At 74.5% G+C, this 14,567-nt stretch carries 12 protein-coding genes; 9 read left to right on the top strand and 3 right to left on the bottom strand.

The features are described from left to right. Nucleotides 1-78 precede the first annotated feature (78 nt). The 3 genes from ACZ6NC_RS17185 to ACZ6NC_RS17175 all read left to right on the top strand — a co-directional run bounded on the left by ACZ6NC_RS17185 (nucleotide 79) and on the right by ACZ6NC_RS17175 (nucleotide 2,629). Nucleotides 79-999 (top strand): ATP-binding cassette domain-containing protein, encoded by a 921-nt coding sequence (locus ACZ6NC_RS17185; protein WP_465733473.1) that lies wholly within the window; start codon nucleotides 79-81, stop codon nucleotides 997-999. Further along, nucleotides 996-1,859 carry an ABC transporter permease gene (locus ACZ6NC_RS17180; protein WP_465733471.1) on the top strand — a complete coding sequence of 288 codons (864 nt, stop codon included), beginning with the start codon at nucleotides 996-998 and terminating at the stop codon, nucleotides 1,857-1,859. The genes ACZ6NC_RS17185 and ACZ6NC_RS17180 overlap by 4 nt, the downstream gene beginning before the upstream one ends. A 62-nt stretch (nucleotides 1,860-1,921) precedes the next feature. Further along, the gene (locus ACZ6NC_RS17175; protein ID WP_465733469.1) at nucleotides 1,922-2,629 is read left to right on the top strand and encodes a formylglycine-generating enzyme family protein; all 708 of its coding nucleotides are present in this window, start codon (nucleotides 1,922-1,924) and stop codon (nucleotides 2,627-2,629) included. A 226-nt stretch (nucleotides 2,630-2,855) separates the two neighbouring features. Here the strand turns inward: ACZ6NC_RS17175 and ACZ6NC_RS17170 are convergent, their stop codons facing one another. Beyond that, nucleotides 2,856-3,326 (bottom strand): DUF6193 family natural product biosynthesis protein, encoded by a 471-nt coding sequence (locus ACZ6NC_RS17170; RefSeq protein ID WP_465733467.1) that lies wholly within the window; start codon nucleotides 3,324-3,326, stop codon nucleotides 2,856-2,858. 159 nt (nucleotides 3,327-3,485) lie between these two features. Between ACZ6NC_RS17170 and ACZ6NC_RS17165 the strand changes: the two genes are divergently transcribed. From ACZ6NC_RS17165 to ACZ6NC_RS17145, 5 genes are all read left to right on the top strand, one after another. After that, a complete protein-coding gene (locus ACZ6NC_RS17165; protein WP_465733465.1) occupies nucleotides 3,486-4,250 on the top strand; it encodes a hypothetical protein in 765 nt (254 codons plus the stop codon). A gap of 1 nt (nucleotide 4,251) precedes the next feature. After that, the gene (locus tag ACZ6NC_RS17160) at nucleotides 4,252-6,339 is read left to right on the top strand and encodes a DNA polymerase Y family protein (RefSeq protein ID WP_465733463.1); all 2,088 of its coding nucleotides are present in this window, start codon (nucleotides 4,252-4,254) and stop codon (nucleotides 6,337-6,339) included. Nucleotides 6,340-6,430: 91 nt separating this feature from the next. After that, nucleotides 6,431-9,748 carry an error-prone DNA polymerase gene (locus ACZ6NC_RS17155; protein WP_465733461.1) on the top strand — a complete coding sequence of 1,106 codons (3,318 nt, stop codon included), beginning with the start codon at nucleotides 6,431-6,433 and terminating at the stop codon, nucleotides 9,746-9,748. An 85-nt stretch (nucleotides 9,749-9,833) separates the two neighbouring features. Then, complete coding sequence (locus ACZ6NC_RS17150; protein WP_465733459.1) at nucleotides 9,834-10,262, top strand: NUDIX domain-containing protein; 429 nt, start codon at nucleotides 9,834-9,836, stop codon at nucleotides 10,260-10,262. A 226-nt stretch (nucleotides 10,263-10,488) separates the two neighbouring features. Then, complete coding sequence (locus tag ACZ6NC_RS17145) at nucleotides 10,489-11,031, top strand: DUF4232 domain-containing protein (protein ID WP_465733457.1); 543 nt, start codon at nucleotides 10,489-10,491, stop codon at nucleotides 11,029-11,031. A 107-nt stretch (nucleotides 11,032-11,138) separates the two neighbouring features. Here ACZ6NC_RS17145 and ACZ6NC_RS17140 read toward each other — a convergent pair whose 3' ends face one another. Next, nucleotides 11,139-11,972 carry a TIGR03084 family metal-binding protein gene (locus tag ACZ6NC_RS17140; protein ID WP_465733455.1) on the bottom strand — a complete coding sequence of 278 codons (834 nt, stop codon included), beginning with the start codon at nucleotides 11,970-11,972 and terminating at the stop codon, nucleotides 11,139-11,141. 231 nt (nucleotides 11,973-12,203) lie between these two features. Between ACZ6NC_RS17140 and ACZ6NC_RS17135 the strand changes: the two genes are divergently transcribed. Next, nucleotides 12,204-13,037: a LuxR C-terminal-related transcriptional regulator gene (locus ACZ6NC_RS17135; protein ID WP_465733453.1), complete on the top strand. Its 834-nt coding sequence runs from the start codon at nucleotides 12,204-12,206 to the stop codon at nucleotides 13,035-13,037. Here ACZ6NC_RS17135 and ACZ6NC_RS17130 read toward each other — a convergent pair. Next, nucleotides 13,030-14,562, bottom strand: coding sequence for an AMP-binding protein (locus ACZ6NC_RS17130; protein WP_465733451.1), 1,533 nt, complete (start codon nucleotides 14,560-14,562; stop codon nucleotides 13,030-13,032). The genes ACZ6NC_RS17135 and ACZ6NC_RS17130 overlap by 8 nt on opposite strands. Nucleotides 14,563-14,567: the final 5 nt, after the last annotated feature.

Below are 14,567 nucleotides of genomic sequence, written 5' to 3'. Positions count from 1 at the left end.
CCCCGGGCGGACCGGCCCGGGCGATTGCCGCCCCCGGCCCGATGCCGGGTACGGGGCCCGGACGGAAGAGTCGGTGCCGTGATCGAAGTCAACGAACTCACCAAGACCTACGGCGGCAGGACCGCCGTCCACCAGCTGTCGTTCACCGTCAGGCCCGGGCAGGTCACCGGGTTCCTCGGGCCCAACGGCGCCGGCAAGACCACCACACTGCGGCTGATCCTCGGCCTGGACGCGCCCACCGCCGGCACCGCCACCGTCGGCGGCGTCCCGTTCCGCAGCCACAACCGGGGCCTGCGGCACGCCGGCGCCCTGCTGGACGCGGGGCACGTCCACGGCGGTCGGACCGCCACCGCCCACCTGGCGGCGCTGGCCCGCAGCAACGGCCTCCCGGCGCGCAGGGTGGCCGAGGTACTGGAGGAGGTGGGCCTCGCCGAGGCCGCGCGCCGCCGGATCGGCGGGTTCTCGCTCGGTATGAAGCAGCGGCTCGGTATCGCCGCCGCGCTGCTCGGCGACCCGCCCGTGCTGATGTTCGACGAGCCGATCAACGGCATGGATCCGGAGGGCGTGCTCTGGGTGCGCCACCTGTTCCGCCGGCTGGCGGCGGAGGGCCGCACGGTCTTCCTCTCCAGCCACCTGATGTCGGAGATGGAGCAGACCGCCGACCAGCTCGTCGTCATCGGCCAGGGCCGGCTGATCGCCGCCGAGTCGGTGCGCGACTTCGCGGCCCGCAGCACCCGGCGGACCGTCGTGGTCGGCACGCCGCAGGCCGCCGAGCTGACCGAGCTGCTGACGGCGGCCGGCGCGACGGTCGAGCCGGAGGGTTCGGCCGGGGCCGAGCGGCTCGTCGTGACCGGGCTGCCCGCCGAACGGATCGGTGCGCTCGCCTTCGAGCGCAGGATCGAGCTGAGCGAACTGACCACCCACAGCGCCTCCTTGGAGGAGGCGTTCATGGAACTGACCGCCGACCACGTCGAGTACCAGGCAGGACGGACCCGATGACCGCACGCACCTCCGCCGTTCCCGTCGCCCCCGCCGTTCCCGGCGGGCGGGCGGCCGCACCTCCCGCCCGCTTCGGTGACCTGGTCGCCGCCGAGTGGATCAAGCTGCGCTCGCTGCGCTCCACCCCTTGGCTACTCGCCTTCGCCACGCTCTTCGTGGTCGGTTCCTCTGCGGCGGCGTCGATCGCGGAGTCCGCCAACCTCGGCGGGACGGACATGGCGGTACGCCCCAACGAGGGGTTCCTGGTGTTCGACGCCTATCCGGTGCCCGGCTACCTGACGCTGATGCTGCTGGCCGGTACCGTCGGTGCGCTCACCGTCGTCGCCGAGTACGGCAGCGGACTGATCCGCGCCACCACGGTGGCGGTGCCGGCCCGCGGCTCGGTGGTGCTGGCCAAGGGGGCGGTGCTCGTCGCGGTCTGGGGCGTGGTCGGCACGGTGATATCGATCGGCTCGTTCACCGTCTCCCAGGCGATTCTGAGCGGTCGCCACGCCGATGTCGCGTTCGGTCACCCCGGGGTGCTGCGGGCCGTGGTGGTGTCCGCGCTGCTGGCCCCGGTCTGTGCGCTGATCGGGCTGGGCATCGGCGTCCTGGTCCGCCACGGCGCGGCGGCTACGGCCACCACCGGCTTCGTGCTGCTGATGCTGCCGGTGTTCTTCTCGACCTCCATCCGCTGGTCCGCCGACGTCAACCACCTGATGGTGTGCTCCGCTTGGAAGCGGCTGGTGCAGCACTGGTCACCGCCACCCGGCAGCGGCTTCGACTACGCCACTGTCTCCGGCTCGTGGACGGTGCTCGCGCTCTGGCCGCTGGTGGCGCTCGCCCTGGCCCTGCTGGTGGTCCGGCGGCGCGACGTCTGACGAAGCGTCGGGGAGTCGGCGGGTCCGGCGGCGCAGGGCGGGTGTCCTAGGATCGCCTGCCTATGGACACCAACGCGGAAGACCCGATGATCACCGTCCCGGCGGGGCGGGTGACGCTGTCCGACCGTCGGACGCAGCGCAGTTGGCCGGTGGAGCTCGCCTCCTACCGGCTCGCTGCGGTTCCGGTCACCCAGGCGCTGTACGCGGCGGTGACCGGTGACCGGCCGAGCGCGGCCCGGGGCGACCGGCTGCCCGTGGAGGGCGTCTCCTGGTGGGACGCGGTCCGCTTCTGCAACGCCCTGTCCCGGCGTGACGGACTCACCCCCGCCTACCGTCTCGGCCCCGCCGACGGCGAGGACGGCGAGAACGGCGGGGACGGCGGCGAGGGCATCGATTGGGACCGGGCCGCCGACGGGTACCGGCTGCCGACCGAGGCCGAGTGGGAGCACGCCTGCCGCGCCGGCACCGATGGACCGCACTACGGCCCGCTGGACGAGATCGCCTGGTACCGCGGCAACTCGGACGAGCGGATCCACGAGGTGGGCGGCAAGCGGCCCAACCCTTGGGGCTTCCACGACATGCTCGGCAACGTCTGGAACTGGTGCTGGGACGTCTACGACGCCGAGGTCTACGGCAGCTACCGGGTCCTGCGGGGCGGCGGCTGGTTCGACGAACACTGGAGCCTGCGCGCCTCCGCCCGCCGTCGCAGCCACCCGACCTACCGCGTCGACGACGTCGGCTTCCGGGTGGCCCGCTCCCTCACCGCCTGAGGCGCCCGGACCGCTGGGTGGGAAGGGCGCCGGGGAAGCAGGGTGGTGAGGTGGTGTCAGGTACTGTGACGGCGGCCCCGGGCGGCTCTCGATCACTGTCGTATGACGGTGGCGCCGCCCTTTGAAGCGGACGGCGGACGTCCATCGCCGGACAACACATTCCGACACCCCGGAACTCGTGCCGCCGGGCGGTCCGGTACGGGGCCGGGTCGGCGGTGGCGGAGTGTCAGGGATTCTCCGCGTCTGTCACGGGACCGGAGATCATCGGGATCCGCCCCGGTTGACCACCGCTCTCTTTGCCGGCGTCCGCGCCGAGGTGGGCCGGGAGGTGCGCGACAACAAGCGCGACGGCCTGGTCGGCGGTGACGGCCTCGCCGATGGTCTCGCCCCAGCGACCGGCTTTGACCCGGTATGGGCCACCTTGTTGGGCTGCGACCGCAGGCGCCTCGTCAACGGAAGGATCGTCCGTCCGGGAGCTGAAGCACAGGGTCCACATGCTGGTGAACGGGAAGAGCTGCCGCAGCCGAGGCTCACGAGCCGCCGCGTCTACGAATGCAAGAAGCTCGGGATAGTCGGCCTCAAGCACTTGTTCGCGTAGCCGCCGCCATTGAACGTCTACGACGTGGGCGGGGCCGCGCATGCGGGCCGCGGCGAGCTCGGCTTCTCGGATCTCTGCAAAGTTGTTCCAGTCCACCATCGCAGTGTGACGCTGCGCGGCGCGGTGCCTCGCGGCGGCCCCGGTCAAGGTTCGGTGAGATCGACCACCCTTCGTCAAGACGGGACATTCACGGAGGGTGACCGCTTGGGTGGGGGAATCGGACTTGAATCTTTGCGAACGAATGTTCGATCCTGAGGTGTGCCCGTTTTCGAACCTGCTTTCGAATCCACCGCCGAGCGGCAGCCGCTCCGCCCGGTGGTGTCGGCGGCTGCGCTCGTTGACGGGGGCGGTGCCGAGGCGGGGGCCGGGCGGCGGGGGCTGCTGCCGGTGCTGCCGGCGCTGGGGGCGGTGCTGCCGGAGGACGGGCTGAGGCGGGGGACGGTGGTGTCGGTCGGCGGCGGGGACCTCGGGCTGCTGCTGGCGCTGGCGGCCGGGGTACGGGAGTCGGACGGCGGGTGGGCGGCGGCGGTCGGGCTGCCGGACCTGGGACTGGCCGCGGCCGCCGGGTACGGGCTGGACCTGCGGCGGCTCCTGGTCGCGGACGACCCCGGTGCGCACTGGGCCGAGGTGGTGTCGGTGCTGGCCGGGGCGGTCGAGCTGATCATGCTGCGCCCGGACGGGCCGGTGGCGCCGAAGCCGGCCGCCCGGCTGGCGGCCGTGCTGCGGCGCAGCGGGTGCGTGCTGCTGGTGGCCGGGCCCTGGCCGGGGGCGGGGCTGCGGCTGGGGGTGCGGTCCGGGCGGTGGTTCGGGCTGGGCGACGGGCACGGGCAGCTCACCGGGCGGCAGGTGGAGGTGGTGGCCGAGGGGCGTGGTTCGGCGGTGCGCGGGCGTACCGCCCGGCTCTGGCTGCCGGACGAGCACGGCGAGGTGCGGGCGGTGACGGAGGCCGCCGAGGTGGTCGGGGCGGGGGAGGACGTGACGTCGGGGGCCGGGGCGGGCCTCGAACGTATGGCGGTGGTGTGAGATGACCGACACCGGAGCGACCGGAGCGACCGGGGCGACCGGAGCGGCCGGGACGGCCGGGACGCCGCGGGTGCTGGTGGTCTGGTGCCCGGACTGGCCGGTGGTGGCCGTCATGGGGACCGCGGACGGCGGCGAGGACGGCGGCGACGCCCCGGTGGCGGTGGTCGCCGGCGGGCGGATCCTGGCGTGCTCGGAGACGGCCCGGGCGGCCGGGGTGCGGCAGGGGCAGCGGCTCAAGCTGGCCCAGCGGCTCTGCCCGGCGCTGGAGCTGCGCGACCGCGACCCCGAGGCGGAGACCCGGCGGTTCGAACCGGTGGTCGCGGCGGTGGAGGCGTTCACGCCCCGGGTGGAGGTGCTGCGCCCGGGCCTGTGCGCGATCCCGGTGAAGGGGCCGAGCCGCTACTTCGGCGGCGAGGAGGCGTTGGCGGCCAAGGTACAGGGCGCGGTGACGGCTGCCCTGGCCCGGCCGGTGGACGAGGACGAGGACGGAAGCAGGGACGGAAGCAGGAACAGGGCCGGAGCCGGGATCGGGGGCAGCGGGTCGGAGGTGCAGGACCACCCCGCCGACGCGGACCCCGCCGGGCGGGCGCACCCGGTCCCCGGCCCCGGCCGTACGGAGGCGCATCCGACGGACGCCGACCGGGCCGGTGCCCGGCGCCGGGCGGCGGCCGTGGACGAGCTGTTCGCCGCCGCACCCGCGGCCCGGGACGGTGCGCGGGGCGGGTTCGCCCACCCGGCCGCGTACCCGCCGCCGGCCCGACCCGTCGAAGCTGCCACCGGAACCACCCCCGCCGCCCCCGACAACCGTCCTGCCCCCGACAGCCGGCCCCGGCCGGCCGGCCGGCCCGCCCCTCACGGCCAGGTCGGCGTCGCCGATGGCCTGTTCGCCGCCGTGCTGGCCGCCCGGGCCGGGGTGCTGGTGCCGGCCGGGCGGACGGCGGAGTTCCTCGCGCCCTACCCGGTGGCCGCGCTCGGCGACGAGGTGCTGGCGGAGCTGCTGGACCGGCTCGGCCTGCCCACCGTCGGGGCGTTCGCCGCTCTGCCCGCCGAGTCGGTCGCGGACCGGTTCGGCCCGGCCGGCACGACCGCCCACCGGCTGGCCCGGGGCCTGCAGCCGCGCCCGCTGGTGCCGCGTACGGAGGGGCCGGACCTCTCCGTCGAGCAGCGCTTCGACCCGCCGGAGCCGCTCGCCGAGCCGTTGGTATTCGTCGCCCGCACGCTCGCCGAGCGGCTGCACCAGCGGCTCGCCGGGGCGGGGCTGACCTGTCAGCGGGTCGCGGTCGAGGTGTCCTGCGCCGACGGGCGGATCGTCTCGCGGCTCTGGCGGCACGAGGGCCGGCTGTCGGCGACGGCGCTGGCCGAGCGCGTCCGCTGGCAGCTCCAGGCCTGGCAGGGCACGGGCACCTTCGCGGTACGGGACAAGCCGGACGCGCACCACGACGCACGCCACGACACGAACCACGACGCACGCCACGACACGAACCACGACGCACGCCACGACGCGGGCTTCGACACGGACCACGACGCGGGCTTCACCGCCCTGCGCCTCGTCCCCGACGATCTCTCCCCCGACCAGGGCCGGCAGCTGGCGCTCTGGGGGCAGGCGGTCGCGGACGACCGGGTGGAGCGCGCGGTGGCCCGGGTGCAGGCGGTGCTCGGGCATGCCGGGCTGCGCCGGATCGAACCGGCCGGCGGGCGGGGGCCGGGCGAGCAGGTGGTCCGGGTGCCCTGGGGCGAGCCGTACGACCCGGCGGCGCCGGCCGACGCGCCGTGGCCGGGCCGGCTGCGGGACGTCTGGCCGGCCGTGGTGCACCGCACCCCGGTGCCGGTCGTGGTGCTGGACGCGGAGGGGCGGCCGGTGGTGGTGGACGGCCGGGCAGGGGTGTCGGCCCGGCCGGCCCGGGTGGCGGTGCGGGGGCGGGAGCTGGTGGTGGACGGCTGGACCGGGCCCTGGCCGGCGGTCGAGTACTGGTGGGACCAGTCGCTGGCCCGCCGCCGGGCGCGCTTCCAGGTCACGGTGGCGGACGGCCGGGCGCTGCTGCTCACGGTGGAGGGCGGTGAGTGGTTCATGGAGGCCGGTTACGACTGACCGGGCCGGCCGCTGAGGGGAGAGGGAACACCGGAGGGGAGAACACCGGGGGGAGAAACCGAACAGGCACGACCGAAGGCAACAACCCCCGATGGGATTCACCAGCCATCCCACGCTCCCCTGGAGCGAACTGCACCGACGCCTGGCCGGCGGCAGCCCGGGCCCGGCGGGTGGCGCGGTCATCCCGCTGCGCCGCCGCACCGAGGCCCGCCTCCCCGCACAACCCGCCGAGCCGGCCGGCCCGACCGCCCAGGCCGGTCCGGGCGCCCCGGCCTGGGCCGAACTGCACGTGCACTCCGCCTTCAGCTTCCTCGACGGCGCCAGCGACCCCGAGGAACTGGTCGCCGAGGCGGCCCGGCTGGGCGTCGAGGTGCTCGCGCTCACCGACCACGACGGCCTCTACGGCGCGGTGCGGTTCGCCGAGGCGGCCCGGGAGGCGGGCGTCGGCACGGTGTTCGGCGCCGAGCTGACCCTGCGCCAGGACGGACGGACCGAGCACCTGCTCGTCCTGGCCCGCGACCCGGCCGGCTACCGCCGCCTCTCCGCGGCGATCAGCGCCGCCCAGCTGGCGGGCGGGGCCAAGGGCCGCCCGGCGTACGACGCCGCGGCGCTGGCCGACGCGCACGGCGGCCACTGGGCGGTGCTCACCGGCTGCCGCCTCGGCCGGGTCCCGGCCGCACTCGACGCAAGCCGTGACACACCCGGCACCGGCCGGGACACACTCGGCGCAAGCCGCGACACACTCGGCACCGGCCGGGACGCCGAGCACCGGCTGCGCACCCTCACCGAGGCGTTCGGCCGTGACAACGTGTACGTCGAGCTGATCGACCAGTGGCTGCCCGGCGACGACCTGCGCAACGATGCCCTGGCCGCGCTCGCCACCAAGCTGGGCCTGCCCACCGTCGCCTCCACCAACGCCCACCACGCCGGCCCGGCCCAGGGCCGGCTGGCACAGAGCCTCGCCGCCCTGCACGAGCGCCGCACCCTGCAGGACGCGGCGGGCTGGACGCAGGCGGCCGGCACCGCGCACCTGCGCTCGGGCCGGGAGATGGCCGCCCGGCTGGCGCGCTTCCCGGGGGTCCGGGAGGCCACCGTCGACCTGGCCCGGGCCTGCGCCTTCGACTTCACCAGGCTCGACCCGGAGCTGCCCGGCTTCCCCGTCCCGCCCGGGCACACCGAGATCAGCCATCTGCGCGAGCTGGTCGCCCGGGGCGGCCCGGTCCGCTTCGGCCCCGGCAACGGGCCCGCCCGCCGGCAGCTCGCCAAGGAGCTGGACGTCATCGAGGACCTGAGGCTGGCCGGCTACTTCCTGATCGTCCACGACATCGTCGACTTCTGCCGCCGTGAGGACATCTGGTGCCAGGGCCGGGGGTCGGCGGCCAACTCGGCGGTCTGCTACGCGCTCGGGATCACCGCCGTCGACCCGATCCACTACAAGCTCCTCTTCGAACGCTTCCTCTCCACCGCCCGCGACGGGCCGCCCGACATCGACCTGGACATCGAGAACCGCCGCCGCGAGGAGGTCATCCAGTACGTCTACCGCCGCTACGGGCGCGAGCACGCCGCCCAGGTCGCCAACGTGATCACCTACCGGCCCCGGCTGGCGCTGCGCGACGCCGCCCGGGTGCTCGGCTACCCGCAGGGGCAGGTGGACGCGTTCAGCCGGCAGAGCGACTTCCGCTCGCCGCCCGGCGCGGACGCCGTCATCCCCGCCGACGTGCTCGCCCTGGCCGGACAGCTCCACGGCCTGCCCCGCCACCTGGGCATCCACTCGGGCGGCATGGTGCTCACCAAGGAGCCGATCGGCGAGATCTGCCCGACCGAGTGGGCCCGGATGCCGGGCCGGTCCGTGCTGCAGTGGGACAAGGACTCCACGGCCGGCGCCGGGCTGGTCAAGATCGACCTGCTCGGCCTCGGCATGCTCGCCGCGCTGCACGACACCTGCGACCTGATCGCCGAACACCACGGCGTGCGGCACACCCTGGCCACCGTCCCGGACGACGACCCGGGCGTCTACACGATGCTGCGACGGGCCGACACGGTCGGCGTCTTCCAGGTCGAGTCGCGCGCCCAGATGGCCACCCTGCCGCGGCTCAAGCCGGACCACTTCTACGACCTGGTGGTCGAGGTCGCGCTGATCCGCCCGGGGCCGATCCAGGGCGGGTCCGTCCACCCGTACCTGCGGCGCCGCGCCGGGCTCGAACCGGCCGGCTGCCCGCACCCGTTGATGGAGAACGCGCTCGGAAAGACCCTCGGGGTACCGCTGTTCCAGGAACAGATGATGCAACTGGCCATCGACTGCGCGGGGTTCAGCCCCGCCGAGGCCGACCGACTGCGCCAGGCGATGGGTTCCAAGCGCTCGCACGAACGCGTCGCCCGCCTGCGCGAGCGGCTGCTGAGCGGCATGGCCGCGCGCGGCATCCCCGAGGAGACCGCCGAGGACGTCTACACCAAGATCGAGGCCTTCTCCAACTACGGCTTCCCGGAGAGCCATGCGATCAGCTTCGCCTACCTGGTGTACGCGAGTGCCTGGCTCAAGTACCACTACCCCGCGGCCTTCACCTGTGCCCTGCTGGCCAACCAGCCGATGGGCTTCTACTCGCCGCTCAGCCTGATCGCGGACGCCCGGCGGCACGGCGTCCGGGTCCGCGGCGTGGACGTCAACGCCAGCGGGCCGCGGCCCACCCTGGAACCGTACCGGGGGCCGACGCCCAAGCCGCCGCTCACCGCGGGCAAGCCGCAGCCGGCCATCCGGCTCGGCCTGGACACCGTCCGCGGCATCGGCGCCCCGCAGGCCGAGGCGATCGCGGCCGGACAGCCGTACGCGGACCTGGAGGACTTCGCCCGCCGGACGGGCCTGTCCGCGCCGGTGCTGGAGGCGCTCGCCACGGCGGGTGCGTTCGGCTGCTTCGGGCTGGGCCGGCGTCAGGCGCTCTGGGCGGCCGGGGCGTTCGCGGGCGTCTCGGCGGCGCTGATCCCCGGCACCACCCCCGGCACCGAGGCGCCGCCGCTGCCGGAGATGACCCCGGTCGAGGAGACCATCGCCGACCTCTGGGCCACCGGCGCCTCCGCCACCAGCCACCCCGTCCAGCACCTGCGCGCCCACCTCGAACGCGGCGGCGCACTGACCGCCGCCCAGCTTCCGGACGTGGCGCCCGGCACCGCCGTGGTGGTCGGCGGGCTGGTGACGCACCGCCAGCGCCCGCCGACGGCCGGCGGGGTGCTCTTCCTCAGCCTGGAGGACGAGACCGGCCTGATCAACGTGATCTGCAGCCGCCCGGTCTGGGAGTCCCAGCGCCGCACCGCCCTCGACCGCGCCGGCCTGCTGGTCCACGGCCACATCGAACGCGACCGCGGCGCCACCAACCTGGTCGCCACCCGGCTCGGCCCGCTTCGCCTGGGGATCTGAGGGCGGGTGCGCCGGAGGGGCTAAGCTCATGATCAAGAGCGCTTCCGTCAAGGGAAGTTCATCGCGTGACCTCCGGAGGCAGGCCTTGGCCGAGCAGATACGTTCCCGCGTTTCGGCGTATGCGATCGCCACGTCGGAGGAGCGGCTGCTGCTGACGCAGCTCTCCGAGGCCTCACCGGTCTTCCTCCCCGGGCTCTGGCACCTGCCCGGCGGCGGGATCGACCCGGGCGAGCAGCCGCAGGAGACTCTCGCGCGTGAGCTGCACGAGGAGACCGGCCTCGAACTCCGCAGCGCCCGGCTGGTGGACGCGCGAAGCTACACGGCCCACCGGCTCGGCGTGCACTGGCACCTGGTCGGCCTGTTCTACCGCGTCGAGCTCAATCCCGGCCCGCTGACCGTCAACGAGGTCGACGGGTCGACCGCCGGCGTCCGGTGGATGCCGCTCTCCGGCCTCACCGAGTCGATGCTCTCGCCGGCGGCGGTCGACGGCCTCGGCCTGCTCGGGCAGCTGTAGCGCCGGGGGCCGCCGGACCGTTCGTGCAATGATCGTTCCCATGAACTCGACGCTGTCGAACGGACGCCGCCGGACGCCGCTCCCCGCGCGGGAGAGCCGGCGGGCGAGCCTAGGGATGGGCCCACGGGTGGGCCTACGGGCGGGCCTGCTCTGTGCGGGAGTCGCCCTGCTCGCGGGGTGCGGCAGTACGAGCGTGACCGGAGCGGGCGGAGGGGCGCCGGGGGTGGTGAGCGCGGACCCGCTGCCCACCGTGAGTGCCACCGCGTCCGCCACCCCCACGCAGGCCGCCTCGATCTGTTCGCCCGAGGGCGTGTCGCTGACTGCGGAGGAGGCGAACGCCGCGATGGGCCTGCGGGTGATGGACATCCGCCTGACCAACTGCGGCACCCAGCCCTACACCCTGAACGGCCACCCGGGCGTCCGCGTTCTCGACGCCGAGCGGGCGCCGCTCGACATCGCCGTCCGGCGCGGCTCGGCGGGCATCGCCACCCTGGACGCGTTCGACGCGGCGCCGAAGCCGGTGACGCTCCAGCCGGGGGAGTCCGCGCGCTTCGGGCTGGTCTGGCGCAACACCGTCACCTCGGGCACCAAGCAGGCCGACAACGGCCGCTACCTCGACATCGCCCCACTCCCCGGCCGCCCCCGGCTCACCGTCCCCGCCGAGCTCGACCTCGGCACCACCGGCAAGCTGGGTCTCTCCCCCTGGAGCAAGCCGGCGGACGACCGGCCCGCCGCCACCCGCCCGCCGGCCGCCCCTCAGGCCGGGTAGCCGATCCCGGCGATGTGCTCGGCTGACCGACCGACCGACCGACCGGCCGGCCGGCCGGCGCGGCGCAGCCGTGGGGCTTGGTGGCTGCGCGTTTGACGATTGTTCGGCTACTCGGCAGACCCCACCTCCCGTCCCTTCCCGGGGGCGCCCGCGAAGACCTGGGCGATCGGCAGCCAGGCCGTCGCCGTCGCGCCGGCGGCGGTCAGGGCGAGGTCGTCCCGGTGTCGGCGCTGGGTGACCAGCAGGCAGAAGTCCAGCGCGGGCCCGCTCACCCGGTCCGCCGCGTCCTCCGGGCCCCAGGCCCACAATTCGCCGTCCGGCCCGGTCAGTTCCACCCGGACCGGGGCCTCCGGTGCCGGCAGTCCGTGCAGCGAGAAGGCGAACCCCATGGTCCGCACCCCCAGATGGGCGATGTGCCGCAGCCGCGGGGTCGGCTCCCGGACCGCGCCCAGCGCGTCCGCGACGTCCTGCCCGTGCGCCCAGGTCTCCATCAGCCGCGCGGTCGCCATCGACGGGGCCTTCATCGGCGGCCCGAACCACGGCAGGCGGACGTCTCCCGGCACCGCGGCCAGAGCGGTCAGCAGCCGTTCCCGGCCCGCCCGCCAGCGGGCCAGCAGCGCCGCCGGCTCCTCGGCCGCCCCCTGTGCGGCGCCCTCGTCCACCGGGTCCAGGCCCGCCGACAGCAGTTCGCCGAAGACGCGGCCGGTCTGCGCGACGAAGCCCTCCGGGTCGCGCGCGGAGAGTTCGGTCCAGTCGTCCGTCCAGGCCAGGTGGGCGATCTGGTGCGCGATCGTCCACCCCTGGGCCGGGGTGTCGGCCGCCCAGCCCTCCGGCTCCAGCCCGGCCACCAGCCCGTCCAGCACCGCGCTCTCGGCCCGCAGGTCGTCGAGCAGGCCGGTCAGCACGTCCGTGGCGCGAGGCTCCTTCGGTTCCGTCGTCATGGGTATCCCTTTCACGTTTCGCAGCAAGTAAGCGGCAGCAGTAACGACAGCACGTCACGGCAGCACGTAGCGGCACCAAGCAGTGCAGCAGCAGTGGTGGCCACCCGGTAGTGACTCGCCGGTAACCCAGGCCCGCACCCTACGCCGCGCCCGCCGCCGCCACCCCGGACTCCATGGAACACGCACGTCACACCCCTCGCCACGGGCCGCACCGCGTGTGACAATCGCGCGATGACAAGGGCTGCGGAGACCCCGGCCGGGGCTGCGGACACCCCCGGGCGGGAGGCCGACGACCTCGCCGCGCGCGCCGCCGAACTGGTCCGGGACGCCGTGCTCGGCGATCTCGCCCGCCGGGTGGTCGCCGAGTGCGGCGCCGATGTCGGGCTGGTCGGTGTGCCCGAGCCGGGCCGCGCCGGGTCTGCCCGGGGCCGGCGGGCCGGGGCCCCCGACAGGATGGTGCTGCGCCGCTGGGCCGGTACCCGGGCCGACCTGCTGCACGACCTCGCCGTCCCGGCCGGGACCGGCCTCGGCGGCCGGGCGCTGGCCGAACGCGTCCCCAACTGGGTGCCGGACTACCGGGCCGCGACCACCATCTCGCACCACTACGACGCCGCCGTCACCGCCGAGGACCTCTACGCGATGCTCACCGTCCCGCTGCTGTACGGCGGCACGGTGCACGGTGTGGTGTACGCGTCGCTGCGCGCGGTCGTGCCGTTCGGGGACGTCCGGATCGCCGCCGTCGTCAAGCTCGCCGCGGCCGCCACCCGGGCGCTGGCGGGGGCCGCCGCCTGGAGCGGCCCGCCGGCCCGGAAGGCGTCCCCCGCGCCACCGTTGACCCCACTCGCCCCGTTGACCCCGCTCACCCCGCTCACCCCGCGCGAGCACGAGGTGCTGCGCTGGGCGGCGACCGGCCGGACCAACCCGGAGATCGCCGCCCAGCTGGGCCTCACCTGCAACACGGTGACCGGCTACCTGAAGGGCGCCATGCACAAGCTCCGCGTCCGCAACCGGACCGAACTCGCCCTGGCCGCCCGCGAGTCGGGCCTGTTGGAAGCGGCTAGTTGACCTTCCGCTCCAGTCCCGCCCAGTACGGCTCGCGGAGCCGGAACTTCTGCAGCTTGCCGGTGGTGGTCCGCGGCAGCGCGTCCCGGAACTCCACCGAGGTGGGCGACTTGTAGCCGGCCAGCCGCTGCTTGCAGTGCGCGATGAGGTCCGCCTCGCTGATGTCGGAGCCGGGCTTGAGCACCACCAGCGCCTTGACCGTCTCGCCCCACTTCTCGTCCGGCACGCCGATCACCGCGACCTCGCCGACCGCAGGGTGGTCGTACAGGCAGTCCTCCACCTCGATCGAGGAGACGTTCTCCCCGCCGCTGATGATGACGTCCTTCTTCCGGTCCGAGATGGTCAGGTAGCCGTCGGTGAGGGTGCCGCCGTCCCCGGTGTGGAACCAGCCGTCCCGGATCGCCTCCGAAGTCTCCTGCGGCTGCTGCCAGTAGCCGTCCAACACCACGTTGGAGCGGACCAGCACCTCGCCCTGGCCGTCCACCCGGACCTGGTTGCCGATCGCCGGCGCACCCGCCTGCACCAGCTTCTCCGCCCTTTCGGCGGGGGGCAGTCGGTCCCACTCATGGCGGGAGCGGTTGACCGTCACCACCGGCGAGGTCTCGGTCAGGCCGTAGATCTGCATGAACTCCCAGCCGAGTTCGGCCTCGATCCGCTGCACCACCGAGGTCGGCGGCGGGGCGCCGGCCACGATGATCCGCACCTTGTCCCGGCCGGGGACGGGCCCGTCCCAGTCGGCTGCCGCGTCCAGCACCATCTGGATCACCGCCGGCGCGCCGCACAGGAAGGTCACGCCGTGCCGCTCGACCCGGCGCAGGATCTCGGTACCGTCCACCTTCCGCAGCACGATGTGCTGCGCGCCCAGCCCGGTGAGCGCGAACGGCAGGCCCCAGCCGTTGGCGTGGAACATCGGCAGGGTGTGCAGGTAGACGTCCCGGTCGTTGGCCCCGAAGTGCAGTCCCATGAGGACGGCGTTCAGCCAGACGTTCCGGTGGGTGAGTTGAACGCCCTTGGGGCGCGCGGTGGTTCCGCTGGTGTAGTTGATCGTCGCGGTGTCGTTCTCGCCGATCTCGTACCGGCGCGGCGCGTGGTCGAAGTCGTACAGCAGCGCGTCGGTGTCCGCGCCGATCACGAACTTGTGCCTGGCGACCACCCCGGCCAGCGGGTCGGCGAGTTCGGGGTCGACCAGCAGCACGGACGCGCCGCTCTGCTCGACGATGTACGACACCTCCTCCGCCTTCAGCCGGAAGTTCACCGGCACCAGTACCCGGCCGTGCCCGCTCACGCCGTACAGCGAGGTCATCAGCCGGGCCGAGTTGTGCGACACCATCGCGACCCGTTCGCCCGGCCCGACCCCGAGGCGGTCCAGCCCGGCCGCCTGCGCCCGCGCCAGCTCGGCGACCCGCCGGTAGCTCAGCTCGCCCCAGGATTCGGCCGGTTGCACCGGCTCGTCGACGATGCCGACCCGGTCGCCGTAGACCAGCTCGGCCCGGTCGAGGAAGTCCATCACGGAGAGTGGAATCTGCATGCGCC

It is taken from the genome of Kitasatospora sp. NPDC041988 (genome assembly GCF_055588525.1).
Note: the sequence above shows the minus strand (reverse complement) of the source record. Positions and strands in the feature narration are given on the sequence as shown.